The sequence below is a fragment of the Fastidiosibacter lacustris genome (genome assembly GCF_003428155.1).
GTDB classification, from domain to species: domain Bacteria; phylum Pseudomonadota; class Gammaproteobacteria; order Francisellales; family Francisellaceae; genus Caedibacter; species Caedibacter lacustris.
On the sequence record NZ_QLIR01000001.1, the window covers coordinates 169,725 to 187,468 of the forward strand.

Annotated in this window: 17 protein-coding genes and 1 tRNA gene; 12 read left to right on the forward strand and 6 right to left on the reverse strand. The window is 36.7% G+C overall.

Features of this window, described 5'->3' with window-relative positions:
- Window positions 1-66 precede the first annotated feature (66 nt).
- Complete coding sequence (locus tag DNJ77_RS10195; protein WP_204723350.1) at window positions 67-204, forward strand: HaeIII family restriction endonuclease; 138 nt, start codon at window positions 67-69, stop codon at window positions 202-204.
- Complete coding sequence (locus DNJ77_RS00910) at window positions 191-346, forward strand: DNA cytosine methyltransferase (protein ID WP_116963115.1); 156 nt, start codon at window positions 191-193, stop codon at window positions 344-346. Before DNJ77_RS10195 ends, DNJ77_RS00910 begins: the two co-directional genes overlap by 14 nt.
- Here DNJ77_RS00910 and topA read toward each other — a convergent pair.
- The 3 genes from topA to DNJ77_RS00925 all read right to left on the reverse strand — a co-directional run bounded on the left by topA (window position 309) and on the right by DNJ77_RS00925 (window position 7,480).
- Entirely contained in the window at window positions 309-2,627 is a 2,319-nt protein-coding gene (gene topA / locus DNJ77_RS00915; RefSeq protein WP_116963116.1) for a type I DNA topoisomerase, read from the reverse strand. The genes DNJ77_RS00910 and topA overlap by 38 nt on opposite strands.
- Window positions 2,628-2,781: 154 nt before the next feature.
- A complete protein-coding gene (locus tag DNJ77_RS00920; protein ID WP_116963117.1) occupies window positions 2,782-6,117 on the reverse strand; it encodes a beta-ketoacyl-ACP synthase 3 in 3,336 nt (1,111 codons plus the stop codon).
- Window positions 6,118-6,289: 172 nt separating this feature from the next.
- Entirely contained in the window at window positions 6,290-7,480 is a 1,191-nt protein-coding gene (locus tag DNJ77_RS00925; RefSeq protein ID WP_116963118.1) for a NupC/NupG family nucleoside CNT transporter, read from the reverse strand.
- A gap of 178 nt (window positions 7,481-7,658) precedes the next feature.
- Here DNJ77_RS00925 and DNJ77_RS00930 point away from each other — a divergent pair, with 178 nt between their 5' ends.
- Genes DNJ77_RS00930 through hemB form a run of 5 tightly spaced genes read left to right on the forward strand, consistent with a single transcriptional unit; the run spans window position 7,659 to window position 11,493 of the window.
- Entirely contained in the window at window positions 7,659-8,270 is a 612-nt protein-coding gene (locus DNJ77_RS00930; RefSeq protein WP_116963119.1) for a glutathione S-transferase N-terminal domain-containing protein, read from the forward strand.
- A 10-nt stretch (window positions 8,271-8,280) separates the two neighbouring features.
- Window positions 8,281-9,279 (forward strand): protease SohB, encoded by a 999-nt coding sequence (sohB, locus tag DNJ77_RS00935; protein WP_116963120.1) that lies wholly within the window; start codon window positions 8,281-8,283, stop codon window positions 9,277-9,279.
- 6 nt (window positions 9,280-9,285) lie between these two features.
- Complete coding sequence (locus DNJ77_RS00940; RefSeq protein WP_116963121.1) at window positions 9,286-10,212, forward strand: DNA polymerase III subunit delta' C-terminal domain-containing protein; 927 nt, start codon at window positions 9,286-9,288, stop codon at window positions 10,210-10,212.
- Between the two features lie 21 nt (window positions 10,213-10,233).
- Window positions 10,234-10,512: a ribosome assembly RNA-binding protein YhbY gene (gene yhbY, locus DNJ77_RS00945; RefSeq protein ID WP_116963122.1), complete on the forward strand. Its 279-nt coding sequence runs from the start codon at window positions 10,234-10,236 to the stop codon at window positions 10,510-10,512.
- A gap of 12 nt (window positions 10,513-10,524) precedes the next feature.
- Entirely contained in the window at window positions 10,525-11,493 is a 969-nt protein-coding gene (gene hemB / locus DNJ77_RS00950; RefSeq protein ID WP_116963123.1) for a porphobilinogen synthase, read from the forward strand.
- A gap of 141 nt (window positions 11,494-11,634) precedes the next feature.
- On the opposite strand, the gene DNJ77_RS00955 is transcribed toward hemB, so the two are convergent.
- Both DNJ77_RS00955 and ppk2 read right to left on the reverse strand, forming a co-directional pair.
- Window positions 11,635-11,711 (reverse strand) — tRNA-Ile (locus DNJ77_RS00955).
- A 56-nt stretch (window positions 11,712-11,767) separates the two neighbouring features.
- Entirely contained in the window at window positions 11,768-12,586 is an 819-nt protein-coding gene (gene ppk2 / locus DNJ77_RS00960) for a polyphosphate kinase 2 (RefSeq protein ID WP_116963192.1), read from the reverse strand.
- A gap of 180 nt (window positions 12,587-12,766) precedes the next feature.
- Between ppk2 and rfaD the strand changes: the two genes are divergently transcribed.
- The 5 genes from rfaD to waaF all read left to right on the forward strand — a co-directional run bounded on the left by rfaD (window position 12,767) and on the right by waaF (window position 17,222).
- Entirely contained in the window at window positions 12,767-13,753 is a 987-nt protein-coding gene (gene rfaD / locus DNJ77_RS00965) for an ADP-glyceromanno-heptose 6-epimerase (protein ID WP_116963124.1), read from the forward strand.
- Entirely contained in the window at window positions 13,750-15,027 is a 1,278-nt protein-coding gene (gene waaA / locus DNJ77_RS00970; RefSeq protein WP_116963125.1) for a lipid IV(A) 3-deoxy-D-manno-octulosonic acid transferase, read from the forward strand. The genes rfaD and waaA overlap by 4 nt, the downstream gene beginning before the upstream one ends.
- The gene (locus DNJ77_RS00975; protein WP_116963126.1) at window positions 15,021-15,905 is read left to right on the forward strand and encodes a polyprenyl synthetase family protein; all 885 of its coding nucleotides are present in this window, start codon (window positions 15,021-15,023) and stop codon (window positions 15,903-15,905) included. The genes waaA and DNJ77_RS00975 overlap by 7 nt, the downstream gene beginning before the upstream one ends.
- A 98-nt stretch (window positions 15,906-16,003) precedes the next feature.
- Window positions 16,004-16,198: a zinc-finger domain-containing protein gene (locus DNJ77_RS00980; RefSeq protein WP_116963127.1), complete on the forward strand. Its 195-nt coding sequence runs from the start codon at window positions 16,004-16,006 to the stop codon at window positions 16,196-16,198.
- Window positions 16,191-17,222 carry a lipopolysaccharide heptosyltransferase II gene (gene waaF, locus DNJ77_RS00985; protein WP_116963128.1) on the forward strand — a complete coding sequence of 344 codons (1,032 nt, stop codon included), beginning with the start codon at window positions 16,191-16,193 and terminating at the stop codon, window positions 17,220-17,222. Before DNJ77_RS00980 ends, waaF begins: the two co-directional genes overlap by 8 nt.
- Here waaF and DNJ77_RS00990 read toward each other — a convergent pair.
- Window positions 17,179-17,718: a chorismate mutase gene (locus DNJ77_RS00990; RefSeq protein ID WP_116963129.1), complete on the reverse strand. Its 540-nt coding sequence runs from the start codon at window positions 17,716-17,718 to the stop codon at window positions 17,179-17,181. The genes waaF and DNJ77_RS00990 overlap by 44 nt on opposite strands.
- Window positions 17,719-17,744 lie beyond the last annotated feature (26 nt).

A 17,744-nucleotide genomic window follows, 5' to 3' on the forward strand; every position in this document is an offset into this window, starting at 1 on the left:
TTAGATATATCATTTAAGAATGGCAGCAAAAATACCTTGATTTTATTAATGGATCATGATTGAAAAATATCATTTAGAATCCATAATGCAAGTTCAAAAGTTGAACCATCATTAAAGTTTGACATTCAGCTTTTGAGTTCACCAAAAACCTTATTTAAAAATAAATTAAGCATCCAAAGCAAGGGTAAAAATGAAAGTAGTTAGCTTGTTTTCTGGTGCTGGGGGACTGAACTTGGGCTTCAAACAAGCTGGGTTTGAGTGCATGTGGGCGAATGAATACGATAAGACAATCTGGGAAACCTATACTGCTATTCCATTGTGGGTTGTTCGGTTTGATTTAAGTTAATGCTGTAATCGCATTCTGTATTAGGGCAAACTTTTTGCTCACCGTCTTTTTTTGTTGTCTTGTGCAACAAAATAGGGGAGTGACATTTAGGACATTCTTCCTGAATGGGCGGATACCAAAATGAGTTCTTACACTTTGGAAATCCTGCACACGCATAAAATACCTTGCCTTTACGTGATTTTTTTTCAACAAAGTTATTTTTTTTGCATTTCGGGCATTGAATTCCTAAGTCTTTTGGCTTTTCCAATGGTTCCATGTGTTTACATTTAGGATACCCCGAGCAGCCAATAAACTTGCCATATCGACCTTGTTTGATCAACAGATCCGACTCGCATTCAGGACATTTTCGATCTGGGACAATCTCAGGTGCCTCCTTTTCAACGGACTCCTCATTATCTTTGACAATAGCACGTGTATAAGTACATGCTGGGTAATTGGTGCAACCGATAAAGCGTCCACTGCGACCAAGGCGAATCGAAAGCTTATGACCACATTCGGGGCAATCTTCATCCATTTTTTCATGGGTGACATCACTTTTTTTAATGCTTTCATCAATGGAGGTAATTTGGTTGATAAAAGGCTCCCAGAATTGTTTTAAAACCGGAATCCAGTCAATTTTACCTTCTGCAATATTATCTAGCTCATCCTCAAGTTTTGCAGTGAAACTATATTCAACATAGTGATGGAAATAATTGGTTAAAAAGCTATTAACAATCCGCCCTACATCCGTTGGTTTAAAGCGTTTTTTCTCTAAAATAACATAGTCACGTTGTTGTAAAGTAGAAATAATGGTGGCATAAGTAGAAGGTCGACCAATACCGTATTCTTCTAATGCTTTAACAAGAGAAGCTTCACTATAGCGAGGCGGTGGCTCCGTAAAATGTTGCTTCCCAATGATGTCGATGACTGGAATTTTTTCACCTTCTTTAACTGTAGGTAAAATCAAGCCTTCGTCGCTATCAACTGATGCGTCTTCATCTTTTGCTTCTTGATAAACTGCTAAAAAGCCAGGCTTGGCAATCACAGAACCTGTCGCCTTAAAAGCATGTGCTTTGTTTTCAGTCATAAACTCAATAGCAACAGTATCCATTAATGCATGGATCATTTGGCAAGCAACCGTACGCTTCCAAATAAGATCATATAGCTTAAGTTGATCATTCGTTAGGAAAGTCTTTAAATCTTGTGGCTTATGTAATACGGAAGTAGGACGAATCGCTTCATGTGCTTCTTGAGCATTTTGGCTTTTTGTTTTGTAGATCTGTTCTTTACTCGGCAAATGGTCTTGATCATATTCTTTAGCGATAAAGGTTCTGATTTCACTGATTGCATCTTGTGACAAACTGGTTGAATCTGTACGCATATAAGTAATTAAACCCACGGCACCTTGAGCACCTAAATCTATGCCTTCATACAACTGTTGGGCTAACATCATCGTTTTTTTAGTGGTAAAGCCCAATTTTCTAACAGCATCTTGCTGCAAGGTTGATGTAATGAAAGGAGGCAGCGGATTGCGTCGTTTTTGCTTTTTGTCGATGCTGTGAACGATAAGCTCATCATTGGTATCTTTTTTAATAATATCAAGTGCCTGTATAGCTTGAGTTTCATTTGTAAAACTAAACTGCTCGCATTTTTGATAATTAAATTGGCTTAATTTAGCAAAGAACTTTTTACGTTTTTTAAGCTCAGCAGTAATGCTCCAATACTCTTGTGATTGAAAGCCTTCGATTTCAAGTTCACGCTCTACGATCATCCTAAGAGCTGGGCTTTGCACACGTCCAGCTGAAAGACCGCGACGCACTTTTTTCCACAAGAGTGGAGAAAGCTTAAAGCCAACCAAAAAATCAAGTGCCCGTCTTGCTTGCTGAGCGTTAACAAGCTCCATGGCAAGTGTACGTGGATTGGCAACGGCTGCGGTTACTGCAGATTTCGTTATTTCATTAAAAGCAATTCGATGCACAATTTTATTTTTCAATAGATTTGCATCGTTTAGAAGCTCATAAATATGCCAAGAAATTGCCTCACCTTCACGATCAGGGTCTGTTGCTAAATAAATATGGTTTGCTGTTTTTGCCGCTTTTTTTATGACATCAATATGACGCTTGTTGCGTTCAATGAGCTGATACTTCATTTTAAAGTTATCTTCAACGTCAATGGAAGCTTCTTTAGGCTCTAAATCACGAACGTGTCCATAAGAAGCAAGGATTTCAAAATCACTGCCAAGGTATTTTTTAATTGTTTTAGACTTTGCAGGAGACTCTACAATTACAAGGTTTTTCGTCATGGTTTATTCTTAGTTTTTAATTTTTTCTTTCATTTTAATTAAGCAATGTTCGATTTATATTGCTAGCGTACTTTTTGTTGGTCATATAAGAATTTGTTATATCTTCCAGCTATTATCATTTGCTAAATCTAACGATTTTAAGTCAAATTGCAAACTATTTCGTGCTTAAAAGCGCAGCAGCAGCGGTAAAACCTGAGCCAAAAGCACAAAGGGCAACTTTATTACCTACTGGTCGCTGATTTAACGTTTCAGCTAAAGCAATTGGTATCGTGCATGAAGAGGTGTTTCCATAGCGTGCGATATTACTATAAAGTGTTCCCGGGAGCATTTTTAAACGTTTTTCAACGGCATTGGAAATGCGCTGGTTGGCTTGATGTGGAATTACTAAGTCCACGCTGTTGAGTGTAATGTTGGCTTGTTGACAACATTTGTGCATAATCATTGACATGGTTTTAACCGCAAATGTGAATAATTTTTTACCTTGTAATTGTGTAAAGGCATCTTTGGCAGTTGGGACATTTAGGATATCGCCATTTTCAGCTGTTGCAGTCAATGAGATTTCGTCGATTATCGCTTTTGAGTCATTTTTGTAAGCATCACCATTGATAATCGTAGCAGTCGCTGCGTCACCAAATAGAAATGCAGTATCAAAGTCAGTTTGATCTAAACGCTTAGTCATATATTCAGCACTAATCAAAAGGACGCGTTTATTAGGTCTTGTTTGTAAGTAATCACGTGCGCTTTGTAAAGCATACAAATAACCGCTACAGGCAGCATTAATATCATAAGCAGGAATGTTTTGCTCGCCATAAGTATGATAAAGTTTCTCTAAAATCAAACATGACATAGAAGGTGAGAGATACTGATCTGGGGTGCAGGTTGAGCAAATGACCATGTCAATATCACTTAAGCTTAAATTGCTTTGTTTTAAAGCATCTTTAGCAACGCTCGCTGCAAGATCGATAATATTCTCATCTTTCGCCAGCCAAAAGCGTGATTCAATACCGGTACGATTAATAATATCCTCAGATTGATGATCAGGAAAGTTCGTCAGTAACTCATCATTGGTCACAAGCCTTGAGCCTGTTTTAAAACAAGGTGTACTAATTCCAACAGGATAGATACTATGTGGTTTGTTCTGTCTTGCTATTTCTTCTTGGATTTTACGTATTAAAATAGGGCGTTTTTGAATTTTTTGATCATTTAGACTTCCCTCAGGCAATCTAAGTTTTAATAAATTCTCACCAACAGTTGCGCGTTCAGATTCATTAACATAGATTTCCTCCACTACCCCATTACTTGGAGAGAGTATTTCGCCTGCAGATTTACTGGCTTCTAAATCAACCAGTTTATCCCCGACTTTAATATAATCACCAACCTTAACGTGAAGCTCGGTAATCAAAACGCTTTCATCTGAAGGACTTGCACCAATAACTTCAATATTATAAAAGCCCACATCGTTATGATTTGTCACTTCCCATTCTAATGACAGGTCAAGCAATTGGGTCGCAGCGGTTAAAATACGTTCGTAAGAGGGCAATACTTCCATTTGATTGTCAAAATTGCAAGGCACATAAGTATCGGCACGGGTGATACGTTTTACTTTAATCAATCTTTTTGCCTGTTCTACGACAGAGGCAATAATATCGCCACCAACCCCACATGTGAAATTATCTTCATGAGTGACGATTAAGTATCCAGTTTTCTCAGCTGAAGCTAAAACTGTGCTTAAGTCATACGGTTTAATTGTGCGTAGATCAATAATTTCACTATCTATACCAACGGTTGCTAAAGTGTCTGCAACTTCTTGGCACAATGATACTGTATTTCCCCAGCCAACAAATGTAATATCTGAACCTGCTTTAACAATCCGTGCTTTGCCAACGGGCACGATTTGTTTATTGACATCAGTTGAAGTCGTATCTTCAATACTTGTATTGTTTAAGAGCTTTTTAGGATATAAAAATACACTGGGTCGATTAGACTCAAAAGCAGCATTAAGCATGCCTGCTGCATCTGAAGCATTAGAGGGCATATAAACATCAACTCCAGGAATGTGAGCAAATGTACCTTCATTAGTTTGAGCGTGAAAAGGACCAAGACCTGGGCGATAACCACCACAAGCTGCAAACACAATTACAGGACACTCCCAGTCACCGTTTGAGCGCCAATACATGGTTGCAAGCTCAGTAAACAGTAAGTTGTAAGCGGGTGGCATAAAATCAGCAAACTGAATAAAGGCAACGGGGCGCTTACCAGTTAGTGCCATCCCGATAGACACGCCCAAGATGGTGGCTTCGGCTAATGGACTGTTGATAACTCGACCTGGAAACTGAGTGGATAAACCTTTGGTTACACCAAAAACATCACCTTTTTCATCTTCGATGTCTTCACCCAAAAGATAAACACGATCATCATGCAATAAACGTTGGCGAAATACTTCACGCATTGCAGCACCCATTCCAATACGAGTTTGTTGTGAAAAATCACCACGATACTCATAAGCATGTGGTAATAAATGTGCTGGCAAGGAGCGTTCAGCATTAAAACACGCTTTAGGTGTGGTGCCTTGTAAAGCAAGTTCTACCGCGTCTTTAACCGCTTTTTTTGTATCGTTCTCTAATTGTTGTAGGAAGTTTTCTTTAACGCCTGCATTTAAAAGATATTGGCGACTTAAAGTAACAGGATCGTTTTGCTCAATACGAACAAGCTCTTTTTCATCGCGATAAATACGCTGATCATCAGCATTACTGTGACTTTTTAGACGTTCTACTTTAAAGATAATGATATGAGGTGCACGATCTTTACGCATTTGAGCAATGATGCTTTCAATTTGCTCATGATATTCAAATGGTCTGCTACCATCAATATGAGTAATAGGAATATCATAAAATTCAGTTGGTTTTTTATTATTTGGTAGAGAGAAAAATGTTTTACCTTGAGTGCGAGTTGAAATTGCATATTCATTGTCTTGAACAACAAATAGTACAGGAAGGTTGCGACGCTTTGTCTCAGCAAATGCTTCCATTACCTCACCTTGTTGAGTAGTACCATCACCCATTCCACAATAAACAATTGGTTGATCTATCAGACCTTTAATGCTTTGTGCAATACCTGCCGCAGGTAAAGCCTGATTGCCAACTGGAGTAACAATGCTCACAATATTAAGTTTGCGTTCGCTGATGCCAATCACCATTTGGCGCCCATTTGACACACCTTCGGCTTTGCACAATGAGCTATAGAAGAACATTGTTGCCTCGACGCCACGAGCGTGCATCAAAGGCTTGTCACGATAGTGGCAATGCAACCAATCAGAGGGTTTAAGGTATTCAGCAAAAATCGCAGCACCCTCATGACCTTTGGATGAAGCTAAAAAGTTAGCCTTGCCGCTATTGACAAGTTCGGCTTCAGTATTATCAATTTGGCGGATGCTATACATTTTTTGATAGCAGTGGATCAGTGTATTAAGCTTCGCAGTTGTTGCGCTCATGAATGGTAGTTCCTTAATTAATGTACCCACAATTAAAGTCTTTAGGATTTAAATTAAGAGAAATATTGGTAAAGTTAATTGCTAATGTCAAATGTAAATCCTGCAAATTATATAAATCTTGGTTTTTTAATTTGTTGAAATTTGATAGTAAAACATGAAGTGGAATTATCGTTTAAACAACAAATCCTGCAATTAAAGCGGATAAAAAGCTTACCATTGTGGCACCAAAGACCAAGCGCCAGCCATGACGAGAAACGAATTTAGCACGTTCTGTATCTAGCGCTTGTACGGCACCAACAATAATCCCAATTGAACCAAAGTTGGCAAATGAAACAAGGAAAACAGAAAGCACAGTTATGCTGTGTGAAGAAAAATCTGTAAGGTGATCTTTGAGATAAAGCATAGCCACAAACTCATTTGAGACGAGTTTAGTTGCTATAATGCCACCAGCTTGTACCATATCACTTGCAGGGATACCTAAAATCCATGCAAAAGGGGAAAAAATATAGCCTAAAAGTGCTTGAAAGCTTATACCAAAAACAGCATTAAAAATGCCGTTGAGCATTGCAAGTAAGGCAATAAAACCAATCAGCATTGCACCAACGATAATGGCAATTTTGAAACCATCGAGTATGTATTCACTTAGCATTTCAAAGAAGGATTGTTTGTGTTGGCTTTGTAGAGACATTTCTTCAAAACTTCTTTCTTGTTCTTGGTTATAGGGGTTTAAGACATGCAGTACAATGAAGGTGCTAAGCATATTTAATATCAATGCAGCAATAATATATTGTGCATCTAGGATTTGCATGTAGGAACCAACAATCGCCAAAGATACAGTAGACATTGCAGTAGCAGCCATTGTGTACATGCGTTGCTCAGAGATTTGTGAGAGGATATTTTTATAAGCAATAAAGTTCTCAGATTGACCAAGGATCAAAGAGCTAAGTGCATTAAAGGACTCTAGTCTACCCATGCCATTGATTTTGGACAGTAACCAACCACCACCACAAATAATAAGCGGTAGAATCTTGAAATATTGTAAAATACCGATTAAAGCGGAGACCAATACAATTGGCATTAAGACGTTGAAGAAAAAGACAAATTTATCGTTTGGTACGACTGATCCAAATACAAACTTTGTGCCTTCAGTTGCATATTGCATAATATAATCAAATCCAAGGGATATGACTTGAACGATTTCTTTTCCACCGTTAGAAGCTAATAAAAAATAAGCTACAATGATTTCAATGATGATAAGTTGAATAATAAAACGAATTTTAATATTTTTACGATTCATGCTGGCAAGATAAAGTACAATACCAATAACAGTAATAGCAAGCAAGAAGTGTAATATTTTTAACATTCCCCGATCCTCGTTGTTTAAAAGGTTGATTTAAAATCAAAACGCGCGCATCTTAATACTTTTAGTTAGAATTGTCATGTGATACTTTATATTTTGATTTTCAAATGCGAAGCAATTGACCATGCCAGTTAAACCATTTAACATTGTCGGATCATTTTTTTGTAGATAAAAGCATTTCATGTATATCACACTTTATGTTAAAAAAGACTGTCCTTACTCACACAGTGCATGTATTGCATTAGAAGAAAAACGTATGAATTTCAAGGTAGTAGAGCTTGATGAGAAAAAAGATAAAGAACAAATTTTTACACTTAATCCAGAAGGCATTCTACCTATTTTGAAAGAACGTGACTATGTGATTTATGATCCTGAAGTTGTCATGTTATATATTGACGAGCGTTATCCAGCACCTTCATTGTTACCTAATTACCCTGTTGAGCGTGCTCGGACACGTTTGGCAATGAAGCGTATCGATCGGGAGTGGTATTTGTTACTTAACTTTATCTTAGCTGCTATAGATAAAGCAAAGGTAGAAGAGGCCAAAGCAGCATTGGTGGATAGTTTTCGTGCAATTGAACCTATTTTTTCAGAAAATGAGTTTTTTATGTCTGATACGATGACACTTGCAGATTGCTCTTTGGCTGCACTGTTACATGCTTTACCCAAGCAGGGCATTGCACTAGATGAATCATTAGGAGAAATTAGTAAGTATGCAGAGCGTATTTTTGCACGTGAGTCGTTTCAGCGCACTTTACCAAAGCAAATGAAAAAAATCTATCGCCGACATTAGGAGTAGAAAAATGTGGGTAAATCATGCCGTCAATTATTTGTTTTTTATACTAGAAGTGGTGACAGTTGCACTTGCTATTGTAATAGTTTTTGCACTTATTGTTGGCTTATCGGCAAAAGCTAAGCGCGCAAAAAAAGGGCAATTAAACATTAAATCGCTAAATAAAGCATATCAAAACAGTCAGCAGCAATTGGCACATGAAATATTTAATAAGACAGAGTTTAAAAAACTACAAAAACAGCACCAACAGGCACAAAAGTTGCTACATAAAAATAAAGCTGCACTTAGCAACGTTTTTGTTATCAACTTTAATGGAGATATTAAGGCCTCGCAAGCAGAAAGTTTGGCAGAAGAAGTCAGTGCAATTTTACAAGTAGCTAAGCCTGATGATGAGGTAGTAGTTAAGCTTGAAAGTCCAGGAGGAGCAGTTAATGGTTATGGCTTAGCTGCAGCGCAATTAGCACGCGTTAAACAAGCTAACTTAAAACTAACAGCTGTTATTGATCAGGTTGCAGCAAGTGGTGGATATATGATGGCATCTGTTGCGGATCAAATTATTGCTTCACCATTTGCGATTGTTGGTTCAATTGGAGTGGTTGCACAATTACCTAATATTCATCGCCTCTTGTCTGATAAGGGGGTTGATGTTGAATTGCATACTGCTGGCAAATATAAACGCACTTTAACCATGTTAGGCGAAAATACAGAAGAAGGGCGTCAAAAATTTAAAGAAGAGCTAGAAGTCGTGCATAGACTCTTTAAGGAACATATTACACACTTTAGAAATAAAGTAGAGATAGAAAAGGTTGCAACGGGTGAGTATTGGTTTGGTCAGTCTGCTTTAGAGCTCAATTTAGTTGATGCGCTTATGACTAGTGATGCTTATTTGTTAGAGAAATATCAAACAGGTCAATACAATTTATTCCAAGTTGAATACCAGATCAAAAAGTCAAAATTTGCAGCACTATGTCACAGTACTCTAAATCTATTCCAGCGCGTTGGTCCATAACACGATATGGTAGAAGTTAACATCAGCACTTATTACCAAGGTTTTTTAGATCAAATAAAGCAATTAGAGAAAAATAAAAGCCTTGCACATGCTATATTATTGCATAATATTGACAAGCTTGATTTAGATGGCTTATTAATTGATATGTGTGCCTCATTGTTAAATCAACAACACATTACTGATTTAACTGCATTTCCTGATATTTTTTACTTAAAACCAGATGAAACACAGATTAAACTGGAACAAGTAAAAAGTATGTTACAAGGAATTTATTTAAGTAGCTATCAATCTCATGCAAAAGTGGTAATCATTGCACCAATAGAAGCACTTAATACTTCAGCGGCTAATGCGTTATTAAAGAGTTTGGAAGAACCTCCGCAAAATACTTATTTTGTAATGACAAGTAACAATTTACAATGGGTGATTCCAACCTTACGATCACGTGTTCAAGTGTTTAATATTGGTTTGGACTTTGAGCAGAAATGCCAATACTTGATGCTTAAATATCAGATGAAACAAAACGAAGCGTTGAAAGCATTGCAAATGAGTCAATTACAGCTTGCCATTATTGATAGAATTAAAGCGAATAAAGATTTTTGGAATATACGTCGCGAGTTGATCAAAGTGTTATCAAGACAGTTGCCTGTTTTAGCTATGACAATTGATTTAAATCTACAATATCAGGATGCTTTATATTGGCTAACGAGTTTTATGATTGATGCTTTTTATTATAAGCTTAAAATTGATAAAGTATCTTTTATTGACCAGATTGAGTTACTGGCTCTATTTTGTAACCAACATACTCATATTGAGATTTATAAGTATTATCAACGTTTATTAAAACTAAAAGATTATGAAGGCAAACATTTTAATGTAAATAAGCAATTGGCGATTGAAGCATTACTCGCTGAACTATCATCCCTTGCAAAATAAAGGATAAATTAAGGAAAACATATGGCATTATCGTCACAACAAAAACAACAATTCAAAGCCCAAGCACACAGCTTAAATCCAGTTGTGTTTATTGGTGAAAAAGGATTAACTGAAAATGTACTTATTGAAGTTGATCACGCGTTAGCCGCTCATGAACTTATCAAAGTCAAAATTGCGGGGATCGAAAAAGAAACACGTCAAGCCACAACACAAGAAATTTGCATTAAAGTTAAATGTGAACTTGTACAAATGATTGGTAATATTTCGGTTTTATATCGTAAGAAACCAAAAAAACAATAGGGTATAGCTAGAATGAGTTTTTTTCCGGTCACAAGACCAAGAAGGTTACGTCGTACAGCAATGTTAAGAGAACAGATTGCTGAGGTTAAACTTAATATTACTGATCTTATGTATCCTATTTTTGTTGTGCATGGACAAAGTATCAAACGTGAAATAAACGGTATGCCCAATCAATATCACTGGTCGATTGATCGGTTGCCTGAGCTTATTAAGGCCATAAAAGAAGCAGGGATCCTGTCAGTCATGTTGTTTGGTATCCCTAAAACAAAAGACAAGTATGCAACTGAAAACTATGATAGTAATGGGATTGTGCAACAAGCAATCCGTAATATTAAGATGTTACACCCAGAATTAATTGTTGCCACAGATGTATGCTTATGTGCCTATACTAACGATGGTCATTGTGGGATTGTACACAATGATGAGGTTGATAATGATCAAACGCTTGATATTTTACAAAAAACAGTCGTTTGTCATGCACAAGCAGGAGCAGATATTGTCGCACCTAGCGGGATGATGGATGGGATGATTCAAGCTATGCGTTATGCACTTGATCAAAACGATTTTAACCAAGTTGCGATTATGTCTTATGCAGTTAAATATGCTTCAGCATTTTATGGACCTTTTAGAAGTGCGTGTGACTGTGCACTAAAGGGGGATCGAAAGAGTTATCAAATGGATTTTCGCAATAAAAAAGAAGCCTTAAAAGAAGCCAAAATGGATGAAGAAGAGGGGGCTGATTTTCTTATGGTTAAACCCGCGTTGAGTTACCTTGATATTATTCAAGATGTCTCATCATCAACAACACTTCCTATTGCAGCCTATCATGTTAGTGGCGAGTATGCGATGGTGAAAGCCGCCTTTGAAAAAGGCTGGCTAGACGAGAGGGCTGTAACCCTTGAAGCATTAACTGCAATCAAGCGGGCAGGAGCCAAGGTTATTTTAACCTATAGTGCATTAGATGTGAGTAAGTGGCTCTAACGTTTCGCTTTTAGCTTCATTCCGTATAATTAAACTTTATATTTTATTTTAATAAGTGTTTTACCTAATCGTTTACGAGTTGATTGTCACAAAACAGGTATAACAACGTCTGAGAATGTTTGAAAATAGATGGTTTGAAGATGGTGGGCCCTGCAGGACTTGAACCTGCGACCAACGGATTATGAGTCCGCTGCTCTAACCAACTGAGCTAAGAGCCCTTAAACTTCGTGTATTTTAACCAAACATTTTGGTTTTGCAAGTGCGTTTATGCAGTTTATTCAGGATAAATCTCACCTGCTAGCCCCACAATAAGTGGATCAGGTTTGATCGCAATGTTAGGATCTTTATTTTTATAATCTAGCTTTGATAAAATAAAACGCATGGCATTGATTCTTGCTCGTCTTTTATCATCAGATTTAATTACGGTCCAAGGTGAAAATTCGGTATCTGTATGTAAAAACATATTTTCCTTAGCTTCTGTATAATCATCCCATTTATCCAAACTTGCTTTATCAATAGGACTTAGCTTCCACTGTTTAAGTGGATGAACCGCGCGCGATTGAAAACGTATCTTTTGCTCCTTTTGACTAACTGAAAACCAAAGCTTAAAAAGGTGTATTCCACTTTGTATTAACATTTTTTCAAGTTCAGGCGCCTGCTTTAAAAATAATTCATATTGTTCAGGGGTACAAAATCCCATCACTCTTTCAACACCAGCACGGTTATACCATGAGCGATCAAACATCACAATTTCACCTGCAGTGGGTAAATGACGGATATAACGCTGAAAATACCATTGTCCTTGTTCTCGTTCAGAAGGCTTTTCTAAGGCGACAACACTTGCCCCACGTGGATTTAGATGTTCCATCATGCGCTTAATTGTTCCTCCTTTACCCGCAGCATCACGCCCTTCAAAAATGATCAAAATCTTTTGACCTGTTGATTTAACCCATTGCTGCATTTTTAACAGTTCAATCTGTAACTGTGTTTTTTGCTGCTCATAGACTTTACGCGGCATTCTTTCCTGATAAGGATAAATATTTTCCGTAAAAAACTTACGCCTATTTAGCAAGTCTAAGGGTGGTTTTGTCATCTTCAGCCACACTCGTATATTCCATTTTTTTATTGTAGCAATTTTTAATTTTTCGACAAATCGAAGCTTAGCAAAGCCCATATAAATTCTGCGAAAACTAAAGTTTGATTTAGAAAATTCGAGCATAGGGCACATTTTTTTGTTAAAATCGCTTGATATTTTTAATCAAGCGAGAAAGAAATGATTGTTGTAACCGGTGGAGCAGGGTTTATTGGTGCCAATATTATCAAACAACTGAATATTTGTGGACGGGATGATATTTTAGTTGTTGACGACTTAAAAGATGGTCATAAATTCACTAACCTTGTTGATTATGAAATTCGTGATTACTGTGATCAAGCTGAGTTTTTACAAGCCATTCAATCGGATTTATTGTATTTACCTTTTGGCTCTGGAGTAGGACAGCTTAAAGTGGAAAATATTGAGGCGATTATTCATCAAGGTGCTTGTTCTGTTACAACAGAGTGGGACGGTCAATATATGATGAACAATAATTATCAATATAGTAAAACTTTACTGCATTTTTGCATACGCCATAAAATTCCATTTATTTATGCTTCAAGTGCAGCAACTTATGGTAATAACACCACTTTCATCGAAGAGCGTCAATACGAGCGACCTGTTAATGTTTATGGTTATTCAAAGTTTTTATTTGATCAATATGTAAGAAAACAATTACCAAAAGTACAAAGTCAAATTGTTGGCTTGAAATATTTTAACGTTTATGGTCCACATGAAATGCACAAAGGCTCAATGGCTAGTGTTGCTTTTCATCACTATAAACAATTCAAACAACATAAAACAGTTAAGCTTTTTGGTGCGTACGATGGTTTTAAACCAGGTGAACAGTTGCGTGATTTTGTTTATGTTGAAGATGCTGCCAAAGTCAATTTATGGTTTTTAGATCATCCTCAAATCTCTGGGATTTTTAACTGTGGGACGGGCAAAGCTGAGCCTTTTAATAACATTGCCAATAGCATTTTAGATTACTATGGTGAAGGTGAGATTCAATATATTGAATTTCCTGAACATTTAAAAGGTCATTATCAAAGTTACACTGAAGCCAACTTAGATCAGCTACGCGAAATTGGTTGTGATGTTCATTTTAAAAATGTTAAAACTGGTGTTACTGAATATATGAATTGGTTAGAAAAACACAATATATGATTTATACGACTATAAGGTGCATTTATAATAGTCTTTTTATTTTAGGTCTCCCATTTATTGTCCTTAAAAAACTTATCAGAAGCCGCAATAATAAGGGCTATCGTCAACGTTTGTTAGAGCGTTTTGGCAACACTCCCTTTTCTTTAAAAAATAGCATTTGGATTCATTCTGTTTCAATGGGTGAGAGCATTGCAATTGCCCCCTTGGTTAAAAGGCTTGCGATTGATTATCCAGTACGTGATTTCATCGTCACAACGATGACGCCAACAGGAAGTTCGCAGGTTATAAAACTATATGCAAATTTTACCAACATTCATCATTGTTATATTCCTTATGATATAGCATTTTTTTTAAAGCGCTTCATAAACAAAATTGATCCTAAGCTTTGTATTATTATGGAAACCGAAATATGGCCAAACTTACTTGCTGTTTGTAAAAAAAGGCATATCCCAATTATTTTAATAAATGCACGTCTGTCAGAAAAATCTGCTCAAGGTTATGCTAAGCTTGGCTTTATCACCCGTAAAATGCTAAGCCAAATAGCTCATATCAGTACACAAACCCAAGATGATTATAAGCGGTTTATTAAACTGGGGGTTGCACGTGATAAAATAACCGTTGATGGTAATTTAAAATATGACTTTACGATCGATGATGGGATCTTGAATCAAGCCAAAACATTTAGAGCTTCACTACAAAATAAGGTTGTTTGGATTGCTGCTAGCACTCACCAAGGGGAAGATGAGGTTGTTTTAAATGCTCATCAAAACATATTAAAATCCTATCCTAATGCGTTATTGATATTAATTCCACGCCACCCTGAGCGCTTTGATCAAGTTGCCAAGCTCATTGCTGGTCAAGGATTAAGGTATGTACGGAGAACAACACAAAATCAGAAACTTCAGAATATTAATGTCTATCTTGCTGATACAATGGGTGAGATGATGCTTTTTTATGCAGCAAGTGATATTAGTTTTGTCGGAGGGAGTTTTTCTGGTACAGGTGGACACAATATGCTTGAACCTGCCGCACTTTCAAAACCTATATTATCTGGACCATCTGTATTTAACTTTATGGTGGTTGCACAACGGCTTATTGATAAAGGTGCTTTGAAAATTGTTTCTAATGCACATGACTTATCTTACGAGATAAAAATGCTTATTGAACAACCTCATCAAGCCGATGAAATGGGAATTGCTGCCTTTAAATGCTTTAAAGAGAATCAAGGTGCACTGAACAAACAACTAACCCTAATTAAGCGTTATTTATGCTAGCTAAATTTGAATCTATTAGACAACAATTTGAAATGTTTGCTAGAGACTACTTTTACCAGCAGAGGATACCGAGCGAGCGTTTACAATCTGCTATGGCTTATAGCTTTTTAGATGGCGGCAAGCGCATTCGTGCTATTTTATCTTATTTAAGTGCTGATTGTTTTGGTTGTCATACCGATAACAAACACTATATAGCCTTTGCCTTAGAAGCGATGCATGCCTACTCGCTTATCCACGACGATTTACCTGCTATGGATGATGATGCACTTCGCCGTGGCAAACCAACTTGTCATATCCAATATAATGAGGCAACGGCAATTTTAGCGGCTGATGCTTTGCAAAGTATCGCGTTTCAGGTTCTAAGTGAACTTAAAGAAATTAATATCGATCAGCTAAAAAATATTCTATTTGTTTTAGCGACACATACAGGAGCAAAAGGCATGGTTGCTGGTCAACAGTTGGATATTGATGCTGAGGGGAATACTCAAACAATTAAAACGTTGGAGACAATTCATAAACTCAAAACAGGGAAACTTCTAACAGCTTCTGTTGTGTTGCCATTTTTAGCATCAAGTTATTATTTAGATAAGCACATTGAGCAGCACCTTATTAAATTTAGCGAATGTATTGGTCTTGCGTTTCAAGTTAAAGACGATTTATTAGAAGCAACATCCGATACCAAAATTCTTGGTAAATCTAATATGAGTGATCTTAAACTCAACAAATCCACTTACCCGAGCTTACTTGGAATAGAAAAAACAAAAATGCTTCTTTATACATTAATAAAAGAAGCGTATCTACATTTAGACAGACTCTCTCAATTTAATACCGAAAACTTAAAGCAATTGGCTGAATATATTATTAAGCGAGAGTATTAGTTAATATCACACTCAAAGATATAGTGCTAATCAGTCTTAAAGCCAATACTTTTCTATGCTAAACTAACTTCAATATTACTAACTACAGTTAATGATTTATGTCCGTCAAAAAAAATATCCTGATAGTTGAAGTAAAAAAAGGTCAACGTATTTGCTGTCCAACGCCTGAACATGCTTCATGGAATCAACATCCTCGCGTTTATATCGACTTAAAAGATCAAGATGAAGGCATTTGCCCATATTGCAGTACGCGCTTTGTTGTGATTAACAGCAAAAGTAGTACACATGCGTAAATATTTAATTATTGCACCTAGCTGGGTGGGAGATATGGTGATGTCACAATCACTTTATCGCTATCTGAAAGTGCTTTATCCTGATTGTGTGATTGATATTGCAGCACCCAAACATTGTTGTGAGTTAGCTTATTTTATGCCTCAAGTAAATGCGACATTTACACTTGAATTTAAACATGGTGAGTTTGGACTTAAAGCACGTAAACAAAAAGCAAAAGAATTCTTAAACAAAGGCTATACCCACTCTATCGTTTTGCCTAATTCATGGAAATCTGCCCTTATTCCCTATTTTGCTAAAATTAAAACACGTATTGGGTGGCATGGAGAAGCCCGATTTTTCTTACTTAATGATAGAAGGCGCCTAGATAAAAACAAATACCCACTCATGATTGAACGCTTTTGCGCGTTAGGTATTGCTAACAAAGAAAAATTAATAGCTAAACTCCCTTACCCTAAGTTCACTCTAGAACAATCACTTATTACTCAAGCTCAACAAAAGTATCGTTTAGCATTCATCAAACCGACTATTGCACTGTGTCCAGGTGCTGAATTTGGTCCAGCAAAAAAATGGCCTACAGCTTATTACCTTGAACTTACGCAGTATTTACTCAACAAAAACTATCAAGTGCTGTTATTAGGTGGTATTAAAGATCAGGATACCTGTTCAGATATCAGTAAAAGTTGTAATCATCACGCTTATTTATTCAATTTAGCAGGAAAAACAAGTTTAACAGATGCGGTTTATTTATTAGCAGCGTGTGAGAAAGTTATAAGTAACGATTCAGGTCTTATGCACATTGCCTGCGCACTAAATATCCCGACGCTTGTTATTTATGGCTCAACCTCGGATAAATTTACTCCGCCATTAAATCAACGTGCAAAAAGCATTTATCTTGATGATTTAAGCTGTCGTCCTTGTTTTAAACGCGAATGTCCGTTAGGCCATATGGATTGCTTGAATAAATTGACACCTCAAAAAGTTATTGCTGCACTTGAGACACTGCCACCAAGCTTGCCAGCATGAGACTAGTATAATCAGGGTCAGTTGGAATTCCTTTTACATTTTCCATTGCTTTACTAAACAACGTAATGCTCGTTGTCATCGAACAGCGTTTAAATGAAGATAGGGATTCTTTAATTGCAGGATAAAGTTGATCGTCAATTTTGGTGATTTCATTCCTTAATAGCTCTAAATCAAGATTGTGTTGCTGAAAATAATCGGGTGTTTTTATCCAGACATTTAGCCAATACTGTTCAATAAATTTCGACATATCCATTTGAATTTGGGTAAAAACCAACATAGGGTAGACTGGCAAACCTTGCTGATGGACCACATCTTTTACATGTTTGAGGACTTCTAACTCACGTTCTGATGCGTATATACTAGACTTTTTAACATATTTATCTGCTGCGATACTTTGCATGATTTGTGCACGTTTTGCAATTAAATCAAATACCTTATGAAGCGTACTAATATCACCATCTGAGGCAAATGTTGTACTCGTTGACACTGCTGTCATAAGTAATACCTTTTTTATTATTTATA